This window comes from Niallia sp. 03133, from assembly GCF_052663225.1.
This window is the reverse complement of the sequence record NZ_JBQTCY010000006.1, coordinates 76542-98283: the sequence shown is the minus strand read 5'-3', so window position 1 is coordinate 98283 and position 21742 is coordinate 76542. Positions and strand designations below refer to the sequence as shown.

The 21742-nt window shown below is 36.0% G+C and carries 15 protein-coding genes and 1 other annotated feature; of the genes, 4 read left to right on the top strand and 11 right to left on the bottom strand.

From position 1 onward, the window contains the following. Positions 1 to 76 precede the first annotated feature (76 nt). Positions 77 to 679 carry a 30S ribosomal protein S4 gene (rpsD, locus tag ACTYBU_RS10295; RefSeq protein WP_445489683.1) on the top strand — a complete coding sequence of 201 codons (603 nt, stop codon included), beginning with the start codon at positions 77 to 79 and terminating at the stop codon, positions 677 to 679. Positions 680 to 747: 68 nt separating this feature from the next. Here the strand turns inward: rpsD and ACTYBU_RS10290 are convergent, their stop codons facing one another. Both ACTYBU_RS10290 and tyrS read right to left on the bottom strand, forming a co-directional pair. After that, positions 748 to 957 carry a YozQ family protein gene (locus tag ACTYBU_RS10290; protein ID WP_445489438.1) on the bottom strand — a complete coding sequence of 70 codons (210 nt, stop codon included), beginning with the start codon at positions 955 to 957 and terminating at the stop codon, positions 748 to 750. A gap of 212 nt (positions 958 to 1169) precedes the next feature. Beyond that, positions 1170 to 2426, bottom strand: coding sequence for a tyrosine--tRNA ligase (gene tyrS, locus ACTYBU_RS10285; protein WP_445489436.1), 1257 nt, complete (start codon positions 2424 to 2426; stop codon positions 1170 to 1172). A gap of 111 nt (positions 2427 to 2537) precedes the next feature. After that, positions 2538 to 2755, bottom strand: a binding site (T-box leader). Between the two features lie 128 nt (positions 2756 to 2883). On the opposite strand from tyrS, the gene ACTYBU_RS10280 reads away from it, so the two are divergent. Further along, a complete protein-coding gene (locus tag ACTYBU_RS10280; protein WP_445489434.1) occupies positions 2884 to 5820 on the top strand; it encodes a transglycosylase domain-containing protein in 2937 nt (978 codons plus the stop codon). Between the two features lie 161 nt (positions 5821 to 5981). On the opposite strand, the gene ccpA is transcribed toward ACTYBU_RS10280, so the two are convergent. Then, complete coding sequence (gene ccpA / locus ACTYBU_RS10275) at positions 5982 to 6980, bottom strand: catabolite control protein A (protein WP_445489432.1); 999 nt, start codon at positions 6978 to 6980, stop codon at positions 5982 to 5984. Positions 6981 to 7593: 613 nt separating this feature from the next. Continuing rightward, positions 7594 to 8670 (bottom strand): bifunctional 3-deoxy-7-phosphoheptulonate synthase/chorismate mutase, encoded by a 1077-nt coding sequence (locus ACTYBU_RS10270; protein ID WP_445489430.1) that lies wholly within the window; start codon positions 8668 to 8670, stop codon positions 7594 to 7596. Positions 8671 to 9074: 404 nt separating this feature from the next. On the opposite strand from ACTYBU_RS10270, the gene pilM reads away from it, so the two are divergent. Beyond that, positions 9075 to 11231 carry a pilus assembly protein PilM gene (pilM, locus tag ACTYBU_RS10265; RefSeq protein ID WP_445489428.1) on the top strand — a complete coding sequence of 719 codons (2157 nt, stop codon included), beginning with the start codon at positions 9075 to 9077 and terminating at the stop codon, positions 11229 to 11231. A 332-nt stretch (positions 11232 to 11563) separates the two neighbouring features. Here the strand turns inward: pilM and ACTYBU_RS10260 are convergent, their stop codons facing one another. From ACTYBU_RS10260 to ACTYBU_RS10240, 5 genes are all read right to left on the bottom strand, one after another. Beyond that, the gene (locus tag ACTYBU_RS10260) at positions 11564 to 12751 is read right to left on the bottom strand and encodes an Acg family FMN-binding oxidoreductase (protein WP_445489426.1); all 1188 of its coding nucleotides are present in this window, start codon (positions 12749 to 12751) and stop codon (positions 11564 to 11566) included. Between the two features lie 18 nt (positions 12752 to 12769). Beyond that, complete coding sequence (locus ACTYBU_RS10255; protein WP_445489424.1) at positions 12770 to 13417, bottom strand: TetR/AcrR family transcriptional regulator; 648 nt, start codon at positions 13415 to 13417, stop codon at positions 12770 to 12772. 349 nt (positions 13418 to 13766) lie between these two features. Further along, on the bottom strand, positions 13767 to 14096 hold the full coding sequence (gene ytxJ, locus ACTYBU_RS10250) for a bacillithiol system redox-active protein YtxJ (protein ID WP_445489422.1): 330 nt from the start codon (positions 14094 to 14096) through the stop codon (positions 13767 to 13769). 225 nt (positions 14097 to 14321) lie between these two features. Further along, the gene (locus ACTYBU_RS10245; protein WP_445489420.1) at positions 14322 to 14807 is read right to left on the bottom strand and encodes a YtxH domain-containing protein; all 486 of its coding nucleotides are present in this window, start codon (positions 14805 to 14807) and stop codon (positions 14322 to 14324) included. A gap of 52 nt (positions 14808 to 14859) precedes the next feature. Continuing rightward, positions 14860 to 15306, bottom strand: coding sequence for a DUF948 domain-containing protein (locus ACTYBU_RS10240; protein WP_445489418.1), 447 nt, complete (start codon positions 15304 to 15306; stop codon positions 14860 to 14862). A gap of 343 nt (positions 15307 to 15649) precedes the next feature. Between ACTYBU_RS10240 and ACTYBU_RS10235 the strand changes: the two genes are divergently transcribed. Further along, positions 15650 to 16765 carry an aminopeptidase gene (locus tag ACTYBU_RS10235; RefSeq protein WP_445489416.1) on the top strand — a complete coding sequence of 372 codons (1116 nt, stop codon included), beginning with the start codon at positions 15650 to 15652 and terminating at the stop codon, positions 16763 to 16765. Between the two features lie 603 nt (positions 16766 to 17368). On the opposite strand, the gene murC is transcribed toward ACTYBU_RS10235, so the two are convergent. Together murC and ACTYBU_RS10225 are read right to left on the bottom strand one after the other, a co-directional pair. Further along, entirely contained in the window at positions 17369 to 18667 is a 1299-nt protein-coding gene (gene murC, locus ACTYBU_RS10230; RefSeq protein ID WP_445489414.1) for a UDP-N-acetylmuramate--L-alanine ligase, read from the bottom strand. 378 nt (positions 18668 to 19045) lie between these two features. Beyond that, positions 19046 to 21529: a DNA translocase FtsK gene (locus ACTYBU_RS10225; RefSeq protein ID WP_445489681.1), complete on the bottom strand. Its 2484-nt coding sequence runs from the start codon at positions 21527 to 21529 to the stop codon at positions 19046 to 19048. Positions 21530 to 21742: the final 213 nt, after the last annotated feature.

Genomic DNA, 21742 nt, shown 5'->3' with positions numbered 1-21742 from the left:
TGAAGATAAAATGGACATGAATGCTGTTGCATCTGTTTTTATTTTACCAAATAAAAACATGAAGGAGGAGTCAATTATGGCTCGATATACAGGTCCAAGCTGGAAACTGTCCCGCCGTTTAGGCATTTCATTAAGTGGTACTGGTAAGGAGTTAGATAAACGCCCTTACGCACCAGGACAACATGGTCCAAACCAACGTAAAAAATTATCAGAATACGGTTTACAATTACAAGAAAAACAAAAATTACGTCATATGTATGGTGTAAATGAGCGCCAATTCCGTAATTTATTTGATATCGCTGGCAAAATGCCAGGTAAACATGGTGAAAACTTCATGGCACTTTTAGAAACTCGCCTTGATAACGTTGTTTACCGTTTAGGATTTGCTCGCACTCGTCGTCAAGCACGTCAGCTTGTAAACCATGGCCACATTTTAGTTGATGGATCTCGTGTTGATATCCCATCATACCGTTTAAAAGCTGGTCAAACAATCACTTTACGTGAAAAATCTCTTAACCTAGATGTTGTAAAAGAAGCAGTAGAAGTAAATAACTTCGTACCTGATTTCTTAACATTTGATGCTGATAAATTAGAAGGTTCATTTACTCGTTTACCTGAACGTTCTGAATTGCCAGCAGAAATTAACGAAGCTCTTATCGTTGAGTTCTACTCTCGTTAATAGAAACTTTGTTAATAATATGAATAAAAGCCTGGAAACTTTTGGTTTCCAGGCTTTTATTCTTCAACTTACTTTTTTTCCAATCTATCTTTTTGCAGCGGTATATCTTTTCCTGCCACATTTTCCATCACTCCGTCAATTGTACCTACTGTCATTGTATCACTGGCTTGTTCATGAGTTTGTGCAAACCCCTTTGATACTTCATCACTTTTATGATAATCTTTTGCACTGTAGATTCTTCCGGCTACATTCGTATTGTTAGTTTCATTTTTTTCCATATTTTACACCTCCCGTTTATTACCTCAAATAAACACAACTTATTTTGTTTTTTATATAGTGGAATAATTCTAAAAAAATGACATTACATCTATTTACCATCTAAAACAAAATAATGCCCTTCTGAATAGCGTATTTTGACGCTATTCAGAAGGGCATTTCCAATTTCTATAAAGTTAACAGTTCGTCTTTTAACATTTTAAATTTGCATTATTTAATATTTGATTAAAAAGTATTTTTTCTTACCTCGGCGAACAACTGTAAACTGGTCTTCAATACGATCCTCTGCTGTTAAAATATAATCCAACGCTTGTTTGCGTTCTCCATTAATATAAACAGCTCCATTTGTTACATCTTCTCTGGATTGACGTTTAGAAGAGACGATACCTGCTGCTACAAGCAAATCGACTAAAACAACGTCTCCTTCTTTATGCTCATATGTTGGTACATCTTTAAAACCTTGTTTAATTTCTTCAGCAGTCAAATTTTTGATATCCCCGCTGAATAAGGCTTCCGTTATTTTTTGAGCCTGTTCTAGTGCAGACTCTCCATGAATTAATTTTGTCATCTCTTCAGCTAATCTTTTTTGAGCTTTGCGTAAATGCGGTGCTTCTATAACAGTAGCTTCTAATTCTTCAATCTCTTCTTTTGATAAGAAAGTAAAGAATTTTAAGTATTTCACAACGTCAGCATCTGCTGTGTTGATCCAAAATTGATAAAATTCATACGGTGTTGTTTTTTCAGGGTCTAGCCATATAGCTCCACTTTCCGTTTTGCCGAATTTAGTGCCATCTGCTTTTGTTACAAGCGGAATCGTAAATCCGTATGCTTTTGCCCCCTCTGGCATCGTTTTTCTAATTAGCTCTAATCCACTTGTAATATTGCCCCATTGGTCACTTCCGCCAATTTGCAGCTTACAATCATGATTTTTATATAAATGCATGAAATCTATCGCCTGAAGAATGGTATATGTGAACTCTGTAAAGGAAATGCCAGTTTCTAAACGGGACGCAATTGTATCTTTGGCCAACATATAGTTAATGCCGATATGCTTTCCATAATCACGTAAAAACGTTACGATATCCATTGACCCTGCCCAGTCATAGTTATTTACCATTACAGCGCCATTTTTCCCTTCAAAATCAAAAATTCTTTCTAATTGCCCCTGTAAACACTTTACATTATGTCCAATGACATCAAGCGTCTGCAATTTCCTTTCTTCACTTTTTCCGCTTGGGTCTCCAATCAGTCCAGTAGCTCCTCCTACTAGCACAATCGGACGATGTCCAGCATTTTGAAAGCGTCTTAATGTAAGAAATGGCAAAAGATGTCCGATATGCATACTGTCCGCTGTTGGATCTACTCCACAGTACAGCGAAGTCATACCTGAATTCAGTTGTTCCTTTAAGCCTTCCTCATCTGTTTGTTGATATACAATGCCTCTCCAGTGCAAATCTTCTAATAAATTCATTTTATTTTCCTCCAGTATGTGAAGTAGCGTATTTTTCTCATTGCTATATTATCGTTATTTTATCCACTGGAAAATAATTTCTCCAAACAACAAAAAGCCCCTGCATCTACATGCAGGGACGCCAATAAGCGCGGTACCACCCTAATTGAGAAATAAATTTTCTCCACTTAAAAAGATAACGGCATATCCCGTTCACTGCTACTATTAAAAAAAGTTCCCAGTGAATGCTCAAGGAGGTAATTCATTCTTTTATTTATGCCATTTTCCACCAACCAACGGCTCTCTAAAATAGTGATAAAAGAACTACTTATTCCTGTCAACACAATAACGAATCCATATATAGTTGACTTATTTTTATCATAAAAACCAGATATATGTCAAATGCTTTTGCGAAAAGAATCGAATTCCCCTTCTCCTTTATGCTATAATGTATGTGATTTTAGGGGGATTGATACGAATGAATACTAAACAGAAGTGGAATAATTTTGTAGAGTTATTCTTAAACTTCTTTCGGGATAAAAAAACAGTCAAAGGTGCACGTCTTACATATGAAGTAACGTGGAATATTGTTTTACTATTTATTATTATCCTATTAATTGGCGGAGGATTTGCTGCCGGTATAGGAGCGGGCTATTTTGCCTCTTTAGTAAAGGATGAACCGATTCGTTCATATAAAACAATGAAAAAAGAAATTTACAATTACGAAGAGACATCTGAATTATATTTTGCCGACAATGTTTACTTAGGAAAACTGCCGACAGATTTGGAAAGAGAAGAAGTAAAAATAAAAGATGTTTCTCCATTTTTAATTAATGCCGTTGTGGCTACAGAAGATCAATATTTTTATGAACATGATGGAGTAGTTCCTAAATCCATTATGCGCGCCTTATTCCAAGAAGTAGCAAATACTTCGAGCCAGTCTGGAGGAAGCACTTTAACACAGCAGCTTATAAAAAACCAAATATTAACGAATGAAGTTTCATTCGAACGAAAAGCAAAAGAAATTTTACTTGCTCTTCGATTGGAAAAGTTTTTTGATAAGCCAGAAATTTTAGAAGCATACTTAAACGTTTCTACATTTGGAAGAAATTCATCTGGCCGTAATATTGCTGGTGTACAAGCCGCAGCTAATGGCATATTTGGTGTAGATGTTAAGAAGCTGACCTTGCCTCAAGCAGCATTTATTGCCGGATTGCCACAAAGTCCATTCGGATATACTCCTTTTACACAAGATGGAAAAGTAAAGAAAAATTTAGATCCAGGTTTATCTAGGATGAAAACCGTCTTAAAAAGAATGTATGATCAAGAAAAAATCACAAAAAAAGAATATGAAAAAGCAATCAATTATAATATCGCAAAGGATTTTATTTCACCTAAAGACAGTCCTATTCAAAAATATCCATGGCTAACTTATGAAATACAAAAAAGATCGGTTGAGATAATAGCAGAAATGCTCGCAAAAGAGGATGGGTACAAGAAAAAAGATTTAGACAAGGATGCTATTTTACGAGAACAATATACAACTCTTGCTGATCGTCAAATTCATCAAAACGGCTATGAGATACACAGCACTATTAATAAGAAAATTTACGATAAAATGCAAACTGTTGCAAAGAATTTCCCATACTATGGGACAGACAAAAATCAATTGGTTAAAGATCCGGCATCAGGCAAAATGATAACCAAAGCAGAACAAGTTGAAACAGGTGCTGTTTTAATTGAAAACAAAACAGGCAAAATAATCAGCTTCGTTGGAGGGCGGAATCATAAACGTGAAGCAACGAATCACGCAACCAGCTCTACTCGTCCAAATGGTTCCACTATGAAGCCATTGCTTGTTTATGCACCTTCCATTGAATTGGGAACATTATCTCCTGGATCGGTCTTGCCAGATGTTCCGCTGCGTTTAAATCCAGCTGCAAGCAGACCATGGCCATTAAACTATGATAAGCAATACCATGGTTTAGTTACCGCTAGATACGCACTGACTAAATCGTATAACGTTCCTGCAGTGAAAGCCTATACGGATATACTGCCACAAAAACCGGCAGCCTATTTAGAAAAAATGGGCTTTACATCTCTTCAAGAGGAAGACTATACCAACAGAGCGACTGCATTAGGAGCATTAGAGAAAGGTGTAACAGTAGAAGAAAACACCAATGCATTTGGAACATTTGCCAACAGCGGCGAATTCGTTGATGCCTATATGATTGACAAAATCATGGATAAAAACGGCAAAGTCATTTATAAGCATAAAGCTGATCCTGTGAAAGTATTCAGTCCACAAACAGCTTATTTAACACTGGATATGATGCGGGATGTTATTAGTCAAGGTACTGCAACATCATTAAGAAATCGATTAAAATTCCAATCAGATTGGGCCGGCAAAACTGGAACTGGCCAAAATTATGATGATTCTTGGTTTGTTGCAACAAATCCAAATGTTTCATTTGGGGTATGGATTGGCTATGATACGCCAAAAGCACTTGATCTAACTTATAAAGGCATATCTTACGGAATGAGGAATATTTATCTTTGGGCGGATCTAATGAATGCAGCTTACGATGCAGACGCTAAGCTAGTAGATCCATCTGAGCGCTTTCAGATGCCTGGGGGAATTGTCAGAAGGTCTATATGTTCAGTATCTGGATTACTGCCTTCAGAGGGCTGTTCTAAAGCTGGTCTCGTGACTACAGATTTATTTAAATCTGGGAGTGTTCCGAATAAAACAGATGACAGCTTAACGAATGGAAAGATCGTCCAAATTGGAGAGAAAAAATATATGGCTTTAGATTCTACTCCAAGCGAATTTGCTTATTCTGGTTTAATGTTGAATCCTGATTACATCGAAAAACTATTCGGCATTACCGTATCTGATCCGAGCAATCTCGTTCAGAATAACCCAAAATGGGATAAAGTAGCGATACCTACAGACAAGATATCGGATAACGGAAAAACCCCGGTTGCATTAAAAATTGTTCAAAAAGGGGACGGTGTATCGTGGTCACCACATAGTGAAAATGATATTGTCGGCTACAGAGTTTACAAAGAAGGCAAAAAGGTAGCCAGTATTAAATCTGGAGAATCGCTTGAATTTAAAGGCGGCAATGGCTCCTATACCGTCAATGCTGTAGATATCGCAGGAAGAGAGTCCTCTTCTTCTAATGTAGTAACAATCGGGCAAAAAAAAGAAGAACCTAAAAAAGAGGATAAGTCTTCTGAAACCGATAAAGAAAAAGAGCAGGGTAAAGATAAAGAAAAAAATACTGCAAATAAAGATAAAAAGGAAGAAACTACATCAGAGGACAGCGGCCAAAATAAGCCAGAAGACAATAAACAAGAAGATAGTCAAAATCAACCTTCTGAAAATAACAGTGAAGAAAACACCCCATAAGGTAGAATGTTTGAAGGTAAATAAGTCAATCAGTAAATTTTATAACAGCTAAAAACGCTTGGATTTTAGAAATCCAAGCGTTTTTTTTAGCATAAGATGATGAACAGCTGCCTTCGTATGATAAACACACCAAACAGTCAGCTATTGCACCGGTTCCTTCTTTACTTTGTAGAAGCACGTTCTTCTATACGGTGTGGAAGTACAACAATGCCATCCTCTACTGTTTCTTTATTCATGTATTTTGTTAAAAGTCGCATTGCTACAGCCCCAATATCATATAATGGCTGAACAATAGTCGTTAACTGTGGTCTAACCATTAAAGTAAGCTTTGTATTATCTGAGCTGATAATTTCAAAATCCTCCGGAACATTATATCCTTTATCCTCTGCTCCATGAATGACACCAATTGCCATCTCATCGGATCCAACGAATATAGCAGTAGGCTTAAACGCTTGCTCCATTAACTTATCAAAAGCCTCTAAACCAGATTCATACGTATAATCTCCTTCAATGACTAAATTTTCATCAAAGGCAATGCCAGCTTCTTCAAGAGCTTTTTTATAGCCAGCCAGCTTTTCATGGGAGTTGATGGGCTCTTCTAAATTTCCAAGTACTAATGCAATAACTTTATGGCCTTTTGTAATAAAGGAAGTAACTGCATCAAAAGTTGCTTGAGCATAATCTATATTTACGGAAGAAATTTTACGGCTTTCTTCAATACTTGCAGCTAATACAATCGGAACAGGAGATTTTTCAAATTCTTGCACATGCTCTTCCGTAATATTGGCTCCCATGAATACAATGCCATCCACTTGCTTCCCAAGCATCGTATTTAATAAATGAAGCTCTTTATCTTTATTTTGATCTGAGTTGCTTAAGATAATATTATATTTGTACATGGTAGCAATATCTTCAATTCCTCTAGCAAGTTCTGCATAAAATGTACTCGATATATCAGGAATAACCACACCGACAGTAGTCGTCTTTTTACTTGCTAAACCACGGGCAACAGCATTTGGTCGATAACCTAATCGATCAATCACTTCTAGTACCTTTTTTCTTGTTGCTGGTTTTACATTCGGATTTCCATTAACTACTCTTGAAACAGTTGCCATTGATACACTTGCTTCTCTTGCAACATCGTATATTGTTATATTCATGATTTTAATCACTCCTTCTATTCATCCATACCTTTTAGTTATTTTGCAGCAAGTAGCTAAAAACTAATCATTTTACCGTGTCTCAATTTAGCTAATCTTGTCTAATTATGTATTTAATCATACGATAACGTTACAAATGCCGCAATGACAAGCTTTCATTTTTTTTCAAAAATAACTACTTTTTTTACTTTTTAAAGTAATCCCCCTAATTTTCTCCTATTTATATTGATAAATTAGAAGCATTTTACTTCGGTATCAGAAAAAAACAATAAAAAATGCAGCTGCTATTTTCCCCACTGCACTCCCCTTTTATCCCACTCTTAACGGGCAGTAATATCCCCACCTCAAGATGCTGAGGGATCGAGGAGCTAGGTGGGGGATAACTGCACGTAAAGGTCCGAGGGAGGTACACAAACTAAGGCCGCCACTTCCTGTGGACCGAAAGCTTTCCACCAGTGGGGAATGAAGAAAACCCCACTGATGAAAAGTTCACTTTATAAGATAATTCAATTAAACTTTAGGAAGCAATTAAAAAGCATAGGCTTACCCTCCCAACTAAGAAAGAGACAAACCTATGCTTTATATAAATCTAAATAGATTCGAAATACTCCAATTATGCTTTAATAAATGGCGTTGCTTTGATAGCATTATAAAATTCATCAAATTGGTTTAAATCCATTTGTTGTGCAGAATCAGACAGTGCTACAGCCGGATCTGGATGAACTTCTGCCATTACTCCATCAGCACCAATAGCCAGCGCAGCTTTTGCACATGGAAGCAGCAAATCTTTTCTTCCAGTAGAGTGTGTCACATCAACAAAAACAGGAAGATGTGTTTCTTGTTTTAAAATCGGCACAGCAGAAATGTCTAATGTATTTCTTGTTGCACGCTCATATGTGCGGATTCCCCGTTCACACAGCATGATTTGATCATTACCTTGTGAAATAATATATTCAGCAGCATTAATAAATTCTTCGATTGTTGCAGCTAACCCTCTTTTTAAAAGGATTGGTTTTTTCACACTCCCTGCTGCTTTCAATAATTCGAAATTCTGCATATTGCGTGCACCAATTTGAATAACATCAATATAATCTAAAGCTTCTTCAATATGTTCTGGGCTTACAATTTCACTAATAACAGATAAATCATACTCATCAGCCACACGTTTTAATATTTTTAAGCCTTCCACACCTAAGCCTTGGAAATCATATGGCGATGTTCTCGGTTTGAATGCACCTCCGCGCAATAAAGTTAATCCTTTCGCTTTTACGGACTCTGCTACTTTAGCAACCTGCTCATATGACTCAACAGAACACGGTCCAAATACAAATTTTGGCACTCCATCCCCTATTTTTGTTCCTTTAAGATCGATAATTGTATCTTCTGGTTTCTTTTTACGCGACACTAATAATGCTTTGCTGTCATCATCCTGCTGCAATTGCAAACCAGCTTTGAATATTTGTTTAAATAAATGAGCAACTGTGGAATTATCAAATGGACCGTTATTTTTATCTAATATATTATCCAGCATTTTTCTTTCACGAACTGGATCGTAGCGATGTGCTCCATGTGTCACTTTTGCTTGTGCAATTTCTTGTACAAGTGCAGCTCGTTCATTAATTTTTTCTAGAATTTCTAAGTTTAATTCATCTACACGATTGCGCAGTTCATCCAACTCTATATTACTCACCAATATCCCATCCTTTTTCTCCTGTCAAAATAGAAAAACTTTATTATACTGCGGTTCTATTTGACAAATTTTCAATATTCTTTATTGACATATAAAAATGTGTTACATTTCTTGTAATTGGGTTAATTATAAATCATCTTTTTTACCTTGTCACTAATTTTCTTTAATAATTAAACGCTTTTAAGCGTTAAAGTGTTATTGTTTAATTTTTTATCCCACTCTTAACGGGCAGTAAGCCCCCCACCACCTCGAGGATGCCTAGAAATCGAGGTGGGGGATAACTGCCCGTTAAGGCCCGATAAGTTCAACTAACCATCAGTGGGGGATGAAGAAAACCCCCACTAATGGAAAGGTTCACTTTATCCTATTTTTACAATTTTTATATAATGAAGAAGGTGCTTTCTTTGCAGAATAAAGAAAAATTATTCGCTTTAGATATTGGAACTCGCTCTGTAGTTGGAATTATATTAGAAAAAGAAGAGGAAAAATATCATGTTGTAGAAATTGTTTCCATTGAACATACAGAACGAGCCATGTTAGATGGACAAATACACGATATTATGGCAGTTTCAAAAGTTATTATCGAAATAAAAAAACAGCTAGAAAAAAAACACGGTCCATTACATAAAGTCTGTGTTGCCGCAGCTGGGCGTGCACTAAAAACTGAAAAAGCTTTCTTTTCAGCAGAAATGGAAGGAAAGCCTATGATTGCGAAACAGGATATATTGCATATGGAACTTACAGCCGTTCAAACTGCACAAAGTTCTGTTGCAGAAAGAAACAATCAAGAAAAAAGTCAGTTCTATTATTGTGTTGGCTATTCTGTCTTGCGATATTTATTAGATGATCAAGAAATAGGAAATTTAATCGATCAACAAGGCGGCAGTGCCACCGTCGAAATAATTGCAACATTTCTTCCAAAAGTTGTAGTGGAATCTTTAATTGCTGCCTTGCAGCGGGCTGATTTAGAAATGGAAGCATTAACACTTGAGCCAATTGCCGCCATAAATGTACTTATTCCCCCATCTATGCGCAGATTAAATGTGGCTTTAGTTGATATTGGCGCCGGGACGTCTGATATTGCTATTACTGATTTAGGAACAGTCATTGCATATGGCATGGTTCCAATAGCTGGGGATGAAATTACAGAAGCAATAAGCGACCAGTATTTATTAGATTTCCCTCTTGCTGAAGCAGCTAAAAAGGAATTGTCTAATCAAGATTTTATTACTGTTACAGATATTTTAGGGTTTACTTCTGAATTGCATAGAGAAGAAGTAATTAAGCATATATCTATTGCATTGGATAAACTTGCTGACAGCATATGCAGAGAAATTCTCGCACTTAACAACCATAAATCGCCGAAAGCCGTGATGCTTGTTGGCGGAGGGAGCCAAACGCCGGCTCTTCAGCAGAAAATTGCTGAAATGCTCGATTTGCCAATTAACCGCGTTGCCATTAGGGGGATTGACGCTATTCCTAACTTAAGCTTTAAAACCTCCGTTCTAAAGGGCCCAGAATTAGTTACTCCTATTGGAATAGCGATTACAGCAGGAAGATCTCCTGTTCAATATAAAACTGTTTATGTAAATGAACAGCCTGTGCGTTTATTTGAAGTAAATAAATTAACCGTCTGGGACTGCCTGCTAGCATCTGGATTGAGATTAAATAAATTATATGGAAAACCAGGCAATGCGATGATTATCTCGTTAAATAATCAAAAAATAACGATACCAGGAACTCATGGTCAAGCACCTGTCATTACCAGAAATGGGATAGAGTGTTCATTAGATGATCCGATTGAAAATGGAGAAGCATTAACCGTTGCCAAAGGGAAAGACGGTACTGCTGCAAATATTCAAATGAAGGATTTGTTAGATAATCTAACCGAAAAAACGATTAAAATCAACGGAAAAAAATATAAAGTGGATGCATCTATATTAAGAAATGGAGAAGCAGTGACGCAAGATACATGGATACAGGATAGAGATGCAATAGAATATACATTTGCCTCTACGATTCAGGAATTGCTGGTTTCCTTGCAATTGTATGATCTTCTTGCAGAATTAAAGCCATTCACTGTAAAAATAAATGGAAAGGAGACAGTGATTCCTTCCTTTTCTGGGAAAGTTCTTCGCAATTGCATCCGAGCTAAATTAACTTATACTTTTGATCATGAAGATGAAATAACCATCGAAAAAAGAAAATCTCCAACTGTACAAGAGTTGGCAGAACTAAAACAGGTATTAATGTATCAAGTCATTCCTATCACCTTCAATGGAAAAAAACTGACTTTATCAAAGCAGTTGGCTCAATTTAAAAGAAAAAATCAAATTCTTTCCATGAAAGATACAGTTTTTGATCATGATGACATAATAATTGAGCAAAAACCATTTGAAGGTTTTTTATTCCAAGATTTATTTGCCTATGTGCAAATAGATATGCCTAAAACAAATAACGGTACGTTTGAATTAAAAAGAAATGGGGAAAAGGCAACATTTTTAACCCCTATTAAAAAAGGGGACGATCTTCACATAATTTGGTCAGTTAAAACATTATAAAGTGAACCTTCCATCAGTGGGGGTTTTACTGCCCGTTAAGTGTGGGATAAAGGCAGCGTGAGCAGAGCCAATCCATACTATAGAAAAAAACGAAAGGAAGCAGCAGGCCTATTTCTATCATTACCTTTCAAGTTTGATTAGCTTTGTGGAAAAGGGGCGGAGCTAAGCGACTAATAACAGCATCTAGATCATTATGATGTTCATTATTTTCGTTTTCCTAGTAAGCAGAAAGTTTAGCTTCGCTCACGCCACCTTATAGTATGGAGGCTGCAAATACTTCTATTTCTTTTCCATCAGAGGTGGCAAGTGGAAACACATTATTGTTTCCCCATTCATTGAATAAATTCTCTTACATCCTGTCGCATACTTTTCGGAGCTTCTTTTGTTGGCTTGCCCATGCGAACAAACATCTGAATCGTTTCTCCATGTAACGCATATTCCCGATGAATTTTATTATTCTGTTCTTTCATTTCTGGGTATTCTTCCAATACTTGACTAGGAGGCTGCATGACAAAGCCTATGCTGTGCGCAGTCAAAACAAGACGACTATAGATCATTCCTGCCTTCACCTGGTTGCTTCTGCTATTATCTTTTGTCATAATCATCGCATATACTGGAGTGTGATTCACTCCAATCTGAGTGGACTTTACAAATAAATCAGCTGATGCTTTTTCATTATTCATAGAGGGAATAAGTGTCAGTAGACCTTGCATTAGATGTTTTTTCATTCCCGTAATCCCTTGCCCTTCAACAGAAAAACCATACCGATATTTATTTTTTTTATACTCATTGGCACGAAAAATTTCTCCAGATTCTATATTGATTCTATGAATCTTAGATTCAATTTTTGCACCATCAATTGCAAATCGACCAAGATTTTTTACATTAATATGATCCTGAAAAATCTTAATCGTGATACCAGTTTTATCGCTCAGCTCATTTAACTGCTTGATTTGTTGATCAGTTAATGTAGTATTCTCGTATTCAAATCTATTTGTATCCATCAAAAAAAGATAAGGATAAAGTACATTTTCTATTCCTTCCACTTTCTTTAAAGTAACTTTTGCTACAGGCTTTAGTTTCATGCTTTCCTTGATGTTCCGTTCATCATATTCGCCCTCAGGAAATAAGTCCAGGCCTACATCATAGCCATGTTCTGCACCTGCTATTTTCACATATTCTAAAAAAGTCCCTTGAGAGATTAGCGTTTGTCTTGCATATGGATCGACTTGTTGTACTAGCTTTTTTGAATCCGCATACAGGTAAAATACATTCGGATTTTCTTTATCAAGTCGGATGATCCACGGCTGCATGTTGTGACCGCTAGCCGCTAAAAGTCCTTGTGATGCTAAATTTACTCTAGGGTCATCAAATTGCGCTGAATAGTTTTTTTTCCATGGCTCTAAATATTTTGGTGTTAAAAAAGCACCGCTTGCTATTAAGATCGTTGAAAAAACAATTACTAGTAAAACCGACAATGATATGGTAAGAAAACTTATTTTTCTTTTCACCTTTTTCATTTCGTTTCTACCCCTTCTCTAATTTTGAATGGATCTTATTAAAAGCTCTAATGCTTCAGGAATAAAATCTTCAGAATTTTTTTGATGATAATGTTTAAAATAATTTTTCTTTCTCTTTGTCATCGTAAATACACCTACGATACATGACCATAAAATGAGAGCTGTATTAGTCAAATCTAAATCCTTGCGAATATGCTCTTCCGCTACTCCCTCCTTTAATGCGTCAAACAAAAATCCAAATACTTTCTCTCCCAAAGCATAGCACTCTTCCCTAGATTGATCTGGTATGCCATTGTCAAAATCCTTTTCCCCGTTTTCATATTCAACGATTGCTTCAAAATAATCGGGATACAACTTGCTAAAATGAAAAAGGATTCTTCCCATTTTTCGAATATATTCTAGCGAGTCACCAACTTTTTTGTCCTGCCATTCTTTTTCTAGCATTTCTATTAATAATCTGTAGCCTCTTAACATTATTTCAAAATAAATTTGTTCCTTGCTGTTAAAATAAACATACACCGTTCTTTTACTAAATTCTGCTTCTCTCGCTACATCATTCATTGTTGCCACTGAATATCCCTTTGTGAAAAAAACTCGTTCAGCTGCATCAATAATATCGTTTCGACGTATTTGTTTTTCCTTCTGTTTTCGCTCATTTATTCCCATTTAACACACCCATTCATCTATGTGCAATTAAGTAAACTACAAGTTTACTTAATTGCATTATAGAACACATCATGAAGATTGTCAGCAAAATTTTGTCTTTTTATTAGAAAAGTCCAAGCTCCCTTCCTCATCGACAGAAAAAGCTGGACTGAATCTAGTGAGATATAGGAAACATGAAGAGCAAATTGATTCGAAGTTGACTTATCGTAGACGAGGTGAAGGAAGCGTTGATGCCGATAGGGCGTTGGAGCTGGACATACGTCAGACTTCAGATGAACTTATACTTTCTTATCTAAAAAAAACGGATTCCCCAAATCGATTAACATCGTCTAGGGAATCCTTCATTTTTTTATTTATTTGTATTTACAGCATCTGTTAAAGTATTAACTGTAATATTTCGATGAGAAGCGTTCCAAACAACTTTATTATTTGTAAATAACAATGCTTGTGGGGATTCATGCTTTATCTGATAGAATTCTGCAATATGACTGGATAATGGTCTTGAATCCTGTACAGCTAAATAGCAGGCATTTACATTTTCATTTGCTTCTGTAAATTCCTGATATTCATCAAAAGCAGCAAGACTGATTGGACATGTTAAACTATGTTTTAACAGCAAAACAGAAGAATTGTTTTGCACTTCTTTATCAAATTCTTCAATGGAATCTATCTTTTTCATCTTATTCCTCCTAGTAGGCAATTCGAAAATATATTAATATTACTAAAATAACATAATCAGATGAACCGGCAAGCCCCCTCGATCGTAACCGTCTTGCGGGGTCTTGCCAGCCTGTTTTTTAAGCAGGATCCTCGCAAATTCCCTTCCCAAAACAACATGATCGTTTAACAGAGCCAACATAAAAGATGTTAAACATTAGGGGAAAATAGGCAATGTAATCTACATTTAATGATTATACTTGCTTTCTGTTTCATCAAATGCTTTTTTTGTTTCTTCCAGCTTTTGCTGAATTTCATCATAGCCAGTTTTAAAATCTTCTACATGGCCGTTTCCTTCTGTTTCACTGCTGCTGCTTGATTCATCGCCAATGCTGGCAGATTCCTTCTTGTCTGCATTCATTACTTTTACCTTATCCTTTAGTTCAATTGAATGCTTAGTTACGGCAGAACTTAAACGATCTGTCTGCTCTTTTGCAATACTGATAAATTCTGAACCTTTGTCCTTCACTGTACCAGAAAGTTCAATTCCTTTTCCTTTTAATTTTGCTGCCTGTTCATTTACATCATTCATAAGTTCTTTCCCTGGTTTAGGAGCGAGGAATAAAGCTGCCGCCGCACCTACAACTCCGCCTACAATAGCCCCTAATAAAAAATCTTTTGAACTTGTATTTTCACTTTCTCTTGTATTTACTACTTCGTAATCTTTTGTCATAAAAAACAACCTCCTATTTATTTGCAAATTGTATTTGTCTATAAGCTAATTTTTATATAGACGAATTGTTGCTTTTACGCTTTGCCACTACTTTTCGGGAATTCCATTGCTCTTTAAGATTCAATGCAATATTACTCCATTGAACAATCTGCGCAATTTTATCTTTGTTTTTTTCAAGTTTTGTTTCTACATTATTGCTGATTGATTGAACAGAATGGTTAAATCCCCGAACAGATTCTCCCACACCTTTCACCGCGTCTACAACAGTATTTAAGCTTTCAGACTTTTGCTGTATATCCGCTGCTAAAACATTCGTTTTCTCAAGCAGAACAGTCGTTTCTCTTGTCACTCCATCCAGCTGTCTTTCAAGTCCAGATAATGTTTTGGATACACTGTCTAGTGTAATATGTAGGGATTTTAATGTTTTGGCCAGATAAATGACTAAAACCGTAAACGCGATTGCTACAAGGGCAACGCTCCAATATAAAATATTAATCATAATAATGGCACCTCCGCTTTTTTAGTTGCATTCCCAGTTTTTCCATTCTTTAAACCATGTTTCTATTATAGAGGGAAACAAATAGAGAAACAAATATAAGGATAAACAGTTAATAGAGCTTACCATACAACTCTTTCCATTCATTTTATTCTTATCGGATTTAATGAAATGAAGATTTTCACTTATTGATTCTTTACCCTGATTTCTTCAGTTCTAACCTTCTGTTTTTCAAACAAAATTTAATAAGATTAATCTTGTTCGTTATTATTATTTAAGAAAAATATTTTTTCGGGTACAATAATAGTATGGCAAAAACTATTATTGCAAATGGAGGTACCTACATATGAAAGATCAAAGAATAGAACAATTAGCAAAAAACCTCATTAATTATTCAATACGATTACAAAAAGGGGAAAAAGTTTTAATAGAAAACTTTGGGTTGCAAAAAGAATTAGTAAAAGCTCTTGTAAAAGAAGCATATGCTGCAGGTGGATATCCATTTGTTTTGCTGAAGGATAATGAAATCAACCGCAGCCTTTTATTAGGAGCACAAGAGGAGCAATACGAGATGATGGCAAGCTTCGAAGCAAATGTAATGAGCCAAATGGATGCTTATATTGGCTTGCGTTCTGGTGATAATATTAATGAGCTTGCCGATGTGCCTGCGGATAAAATGAAAATTGAAGGGGGAACAATTGGGAAGAAAGTACATAGGGAAATTCGAGTGCCAAAAACACGCTGGGTAGTATTGCGCTATCCAAACTCTTCCATGGCTCAGCTGGCAAAAATGAGCACAGAAGCTTTTGAAGATTTTTATTTTGATGTATGCAATCTTGACTACGGAAAAATGGATAAAGCAATGGATCATCTTGTTGCATTAATGAATAAAACCGATAAAGTAAAAATAACTGGACAAGGCACTGATTTATCTTTTTCGATTAAAGATATTCCTGCTATTAAATGCTCCGGTCAAATGAATATTCCAGATGGAGAGGTATATACATCTCCAGTCCGTGATTCTGTTAATGGCATCCTGACTTATAATACTCCGTCCCCTTATCATGGCTTTACGTTTGAAAATGTGTCCTTAACTTTTGAGAACGGTAAAATTATTAAAGCAACATCAAACGATACAGAAAGATTAAATAAAATTTTAGATACAGATGAAGGTGCAAGATATATCGGTGAATTTGCTATTGGTGTTAATCCATATATTCTCCATCCAATGCAGGATATTCTGTTTGATGAAAAAATCGACGGCAGCTTCCATTTTACACCAGGTCAATGTTATGATGATGCTTTTAATGGCAATCATTCCAATATCCATTGGGACATGGTAAATATTCAAAGAGAAGATTATGGCGGCGGCGAAATATATTTTGATGGTGTATTAATTAGAAAAAATGGAAAATTCGTAATCCCTGAATTAGAATCACTTAATCCGGAGAATTTAAAATAAAGTGAACCTTCCATCAGTGGGGGTTTTGTTCATCCCCCACTGATGGTTAGTTGAACTTATCGGATCTTTACGGGCGAGTTTCAACACCTAGCTTCCTCGATTTCTCTGCATCCCCGAGGTGGGGGTTTTACTGCCCGTTAAGTGTGGGATAAAATTCAGTTATGAATCTTCACTAATTCTATCGTTTTTTTGCGAAAAAACCACGTGAGAAGGATTTTCCCACGTGGTTTTTATTTTTTAAAGCAAAGAAATTATAAAATTTAAAGATAGACTTACAGGAAGTACAAGTTCCAATGTTGCCACAGACTTGAAGGCTGCAAGTCAAAAGACTCTCGTACTTCGCTCTCCTCCTTATGATAAGTCAACATCGAATAGCTTGCTCTTCGTGTTTCCTTTATCCACCATTAACGGACAGTAATGGTCATTTTCAAGTTTGAATCTTTAATAAAGCAAGAAGTCAATCTTAATTAAGGCTAACTGTCCGTAAATGGCCGATCGACTCATCTAACCAGCAGGGGAAAGATCATCCCTGCTGGAAGGTTTGTCTTATCTCGTTCGGAGTGCTCCAGTCCGTTCATCGCTAAACGGGCGCCTTCACTTTTCTTAAACAAATGATTTTTCGTAGGCATCTTGGAATTTTTGAATATCTCCGGCACCCATAAATATCACAACAGCATTTTCATGCGCTTTTAATGAATCAATTGTATCCTCAGATATAACTCTGCTGCCTGGAATTTTTCCAGCTAAGTCTTGAATGCTCAATTTTCCGTGATTCTCTCTTGCAGAACCAAAAATTTCACATAAATAAGCTGCATCTGCTAAATTTAAGCTGTTGGCAAACTCATTCAAAAAGGTTTGTGTTCTTGAAAATGTATGTGGTTGAAATACTGCTACAATTTCTCTATTTGGATATTTTTGTCTTGCAGCTTCAACCGTTACTTTAATTTCTGTTGGATGATGTGCATAATCATCGATTATTACTTGTGATCCTACTACTTTTTCAGAAAAGCGGCGTTTCACACCTTGAAATGATAATAATCTCTCTTTTACTATCTCTGCATCCAAGTTTTCATAATGGCTTAATGCAATAACAGATAAAGCATTTAAAATATTGTGGTCTCCAAAGGTTGGAATAGAAAAAGTATGGTAGTACGTATTACGTACATATACTTCAAATGTTGTCCCCTCTGTTGTTTTCACAACATTTCTTGCCTGAAAATCATTTTCGTCGTCAAATCCGTAAAAAACAACCGGCACTTTTGCTTGTATCTTTTGCAGCTGTTCGTCGTCTCCGCAAGCAAAAATACCTTTGTTCACTTGCCATGCCATCTCCTGAAATGCTGAAAAAACATCATCAACATTTGCAAAATAATCTGGATGATCAAAGTCTATATTCGTCATAATCGCATAGTCTGGAAAATATGACAGAAAATGTCTTCTGTATTCACATGCTTCAAAGGCAAAATATTCGGCTCCTTCTACGCCTTTTCCTGTACCATCCCCAATTAAATATGCAGTTGGCTTTGCCCCTTTTATAACATGTGAAAGCAATCCAGTTGTAGATGTTTTCCCATGAGCTCCTGTTACAGCAATACTAGTAAATTGTTTCATAAAGTCACCTAAAAAACGGTGATAACGAATAACAGGAAGGCCTAATTTCATTGCCTCCTCTACTTCTTCATGTGTATCTGGAAAAGCATTTCCAACTATTACGTTCATGCCTGGTTTAACATTTTCTTTTTGAAATGGTAGAATGGTTATTCCAGATTGTTCTAGAGCCAATTGTGTAAAAAAAGTTTTCTCTACATCAGAACCCTGAACCTGTAAACCCATATCATGCAGAATTTGTGCTAAAGCACTCATTCCTGACCCTTTTATACCTACGAAGTGGTAAATAGTCATCTAAAGAACCTCCAACTAACGTATATCTTTTAAACAGTATATGACACTAATCTTTATTTTGCTCATAGCATTATGCTCTCGCTATGTTCCTCTATTTAACATGTCCTGATAAGTTCTTCTTCACTTGATGGATGTTAGTTGCACGAAGAGGAAATTTAACTTTTTTTTCCTTTTGCATTCACATTTATTCATTATACCACCTTTTATGAAGAAAAACTATGTAACAGTCATTTTCGTTTCGAATTTGCTTTGTAGATTTTTTTGTGCTTAGTTAGTCTAAATAATGAAAACCATTAAACCCATGCAATTAATAAAAGGCAGGAGTTCAACTGAACTAAGTCGGACTCTAAATTTCCCAATGGTCATAATGCTTCATCCTTATGCATTTTCTTGAATATTCAAAAATTCTCCTTCCGTTATTAGAACATCTCGAGGTTTCGTTCCTTTTGCTTCCGAAATAAATCCTTGCTTTTCCATCATATCAATTAATCTTGCAGCACGGTTATAGCCGATTTTAAATCTTCTCTGCAGACTGGAAGTGGAGGCACCGCCTTGCTCGATAATAAATTCACACGCCTCATAAAACAGCTCATCCTCTTCATCCGTCATTTGGACTTTTTTCATTAACTCTTCCTGTTCAAATAAATATACGGGCTTTTGTTCTTTTCTAACATGTTGAACAACTTCATCAATTTCCTCATCGGAAACAAAAGTTCCTTGTAGGCGAACAGGCTTGGAGGTTCCATTTTCTAAAAACAGCATATCTCCCTTTCCTAACAGTTTCTCTGCACCACTGATATCGATAACGGTTCTGGAGTCGATTTGAGAAGAAACAGAAAAAGCAATTCGTGTTGGAACATTTGCTTTAATTAATCCTGTAATAACATCCACTGAAGGTCGTTGTGTGGCAATTAGCAAATGAATGCCACAAGCCCTTGCCTTTTGTGCAATCCTGCTTATTGCCTCTTCTACATCAGCTGGCGCCATCATCATTAAATCAGCTAACTCATCAATAATGATAACAATGTATGGCAATTTATCTGCATAACGCTTATGGTCTTCTGCCAATTGATTATATTTTGATATGTCCCGAACACCAGAATGTGCAAGCAATTCGTACCTGCGCTCCATTTCCTCTACCGCCCACTTTAAAGCAGCTGTTGCAGCTTTAACATCTGTTATAACTGGACTAGCCAAGTGAGGAATGTAATTGTATGGAGCGAGCTCTACCATTTTTGGATCGATTAATAAAAGCTTTAATTCCTCCGGTTTCGCTTTATATAATAAACTGACCAGCATCGTATTGATGCACACACTCTTTCCAGAACCTGTTGCACCTGCTATAAGTCCATGAGGCATTTTTCTTAAATCTGTCACTATTGGCTTCCCCGAAATATCCAATCCCAATGCCACAGTCAAAGGAGAATGTGAGCTATTAAATTCTTCGCTTTGTATGATTTCACTTATTAGCACCGGTCTGCTTTTATAATTCGGCACTTCTATTCCAATTGTGTGTTTCCCAGGAATAGGTGCTTCAATACGTATATCTTTTGCAGCTAAACTAAGCTTTAAATCATCGGAAAGGTTGGTAATTTTGCTTACTTTTACCCCAGGCTCCGGCTGCACTTCATACCTCGTAACAGATGGTCCTTGAGTTATATTTACTACTTTAGCCTGAACATTAAAATTGAATAAAGTATCATTTAATGCTCCCTTTTGTTCTTGTATCCAATCTTCGTTGTCTATTCCCAAAATTGGTGGAGTCAACAAATTTATCGATGGAAAAACATAATAGGGAGTATCTATGTCTTCATTCTTATAGTTGTTTTTTTGCGTAGATGATTCTTTTTCTATTAACAAGCTTTCCTTTTTCTGTTCTAATTTTTTCTTCTGTATGTATTGTCTATCTTTATTTAGCATTAGAACATTAAAAGGCAAAGAACTTCGTTTAGTTGAGGTTTCCTTATGCTCTATTTCCTCATCACTTTTAACTTCTTCTTTTCGCTCAGCATCCTTATTAATAACAGAAAGGCTGCTTGCTTTCCTTTCCCCAATTGCTGAATCATTATTATTTATTACGACATTATCTTGTACTATTTCTAGTGAGGCTTTATCTTCTATTAATTCTTGTGAAGCTTCTTCTGGATGCATTATTACATCTGCATGAATTGCCTCTGCCTTTTCTGGCAGTACCTCTAATGATTGTTTTCTATTATCTTCTGCTAGTATTTCTACTACTTCATCTGTAAAAACAAACTCTTGTCTATCATCCGATTGAACCACATTTTGAGTATTTTCATTTTCCTTATTAACAAAGGACAGTTTTTCATTTTCCTCGATGCTCATCTCTTCCTGTTTCCCTTGCGAAAGAATATCCTCTAGTTCTAAACCAACAGCTGCTTCTTCATCAAATAACAGCAAATTCTTTGTTGAATTGCTAGAATGTTCATCATATGCTGGAGGAAGATATTCCTTTGTATCTTGTTCTGCTTCGATACTTTTGGATATTTGCTCTTTTTTTATGGGTCTGTTATATCCGTAAATAGGAGAGATTGTTTCCGTTGGGCGAAATGGCCTCTTTATTTTATTTACACTCTCTTGTTTATTGGAACTTTTTGAATTTTGGTCTTTTTGCTGCTTTTCTTGCTCCACATGACTTGCTTGGGGCGTCAATTTATCTGGTTCGATTTTATGCCCCCTATTTCTTTCTCTCCTATTTTCGTGGGATGGGCTGTCTGGTATAACTGGAAACCGAAACTTCCCTTTTGGATATTGATAGATAACCTTTGAATCTATTTCCTTTTTCCATTCATTAGAAGGGGGATGATTCTTTTCTTCTATAAAAGTTGGTTCTTGGTCCATTTCATTCTGGTCATCTTTTATTATCTGTTTTATTACTTTTTTGAACCAGTTCACTTTGTATCACTCTTTCTTCACATTCTCTTTCCTATTTTAACAGTTACAATAAGCAAATTGAGCACTTTTTATTAGCTTTTTATCTATCGTACCATATTTTTTGCACTTTTTATTATGCTTCAAAAAAATCAAGAAAAGGGCACTTACAATAGACAACGC

What these genes read in the sequence shown, in the direction of transcription:
- ACTYBU_RS10245 (WP_445489420.1), bottom strand. Translation starts at nt 14,807, where the DNA reads ATGACAAAAGATTACGAAGTAGTAAATACAAGAGAAAGTGAAAATACA.
- ccpA (WP_445489432.1), bottom strand. Translation starts at nt 6,980, where the DNA reads ATGAATATAACAATATACGATGTTGCAAGAGAAGCAAGTGTATCAATG.
- tyrS (WP_445489436.1), bottom strand. Translation starts at nt 2,426, where the DNA reads ATGAATTTATTAGAAGATTTGCACTGGAGAGGCATTGTATATCAACAA.
- ACTYBU_RS10240 (WP_445489418.1), bottom strand. Translation starts at nt 15,306, where the DNA reads ATGATTAATATTTTATATTGGAGCGTTGCCCTTGTAGCAATCGCGTTT.
- ACTYBU_RS10235 (WP_445489416.1), top strand. Translation starts at nt 15,650, where the DNA reads ATGAAAGATCAAAGAATAGAACAATTAGCAAAAAACCTCATTAATTAT.
- rpsD (WP_445489683.1), top strand. Translation starts at nt 77, where the DNA reads ATGGCTCGATATACAGGTCCAAGCTGGAAACTGTCCCGCCGTTTAGGC.
- murC (WP_445489414.1), bottom strand. Translation starts at nt 18,667, where the DNA reads ATGACTATTTACCACTTCGTAGGTATAAAAGGGTCAGGAATGAGTGCT.
- ACTYBU_RS10260 (WP_445489426.1), bottom strand. Translation starts at nt 12,751, where the DNA reads ATGAAAAAGGTGAAAAGAAAAATAAGTTTTCTTACCATATCATTGTCG.
- ACTYBU_RS10225 (WP_445489681.1), bottom strand. Translation starts at nt 21,529, where the DNA reads ATGGACCAAGAACCAACTTTTATAGAAGAAAAGAATCATCCCCCTTCT.
- ACTYBU_RS10255 (WP_445489424.1), bottom strand. Translation starts at nt 13,417, where the DNA reads ATGGGAATAAATGAGCGAAAACAGAAGGAAAAACAAATACGTCGAAAC.
- ytxJ (WP_445489422.1), bottom strand. Translation starts at nt 14,096, where the DNA reads ATGAAAAAGATAGATTCCATTGAAGAATTTGATAAAGAAGTGCAAAAC.
- ACTYBU_RS10290 (WP_445489438.1), bottom strand. Translation starts at nt 957, where the DNA reads ATGGAAAAAAATGAAACTAACAATACGAATGTAGCCGGAAGAATCTAC.
- ACTYBU_RS10280 (WP_445489434.1), top strand. Translation starts at nt 2,884, where the DNA reads ATGAATACTAAACAGAAGTGGAATAATTTTGTAGAGTTATTCTTAAAC.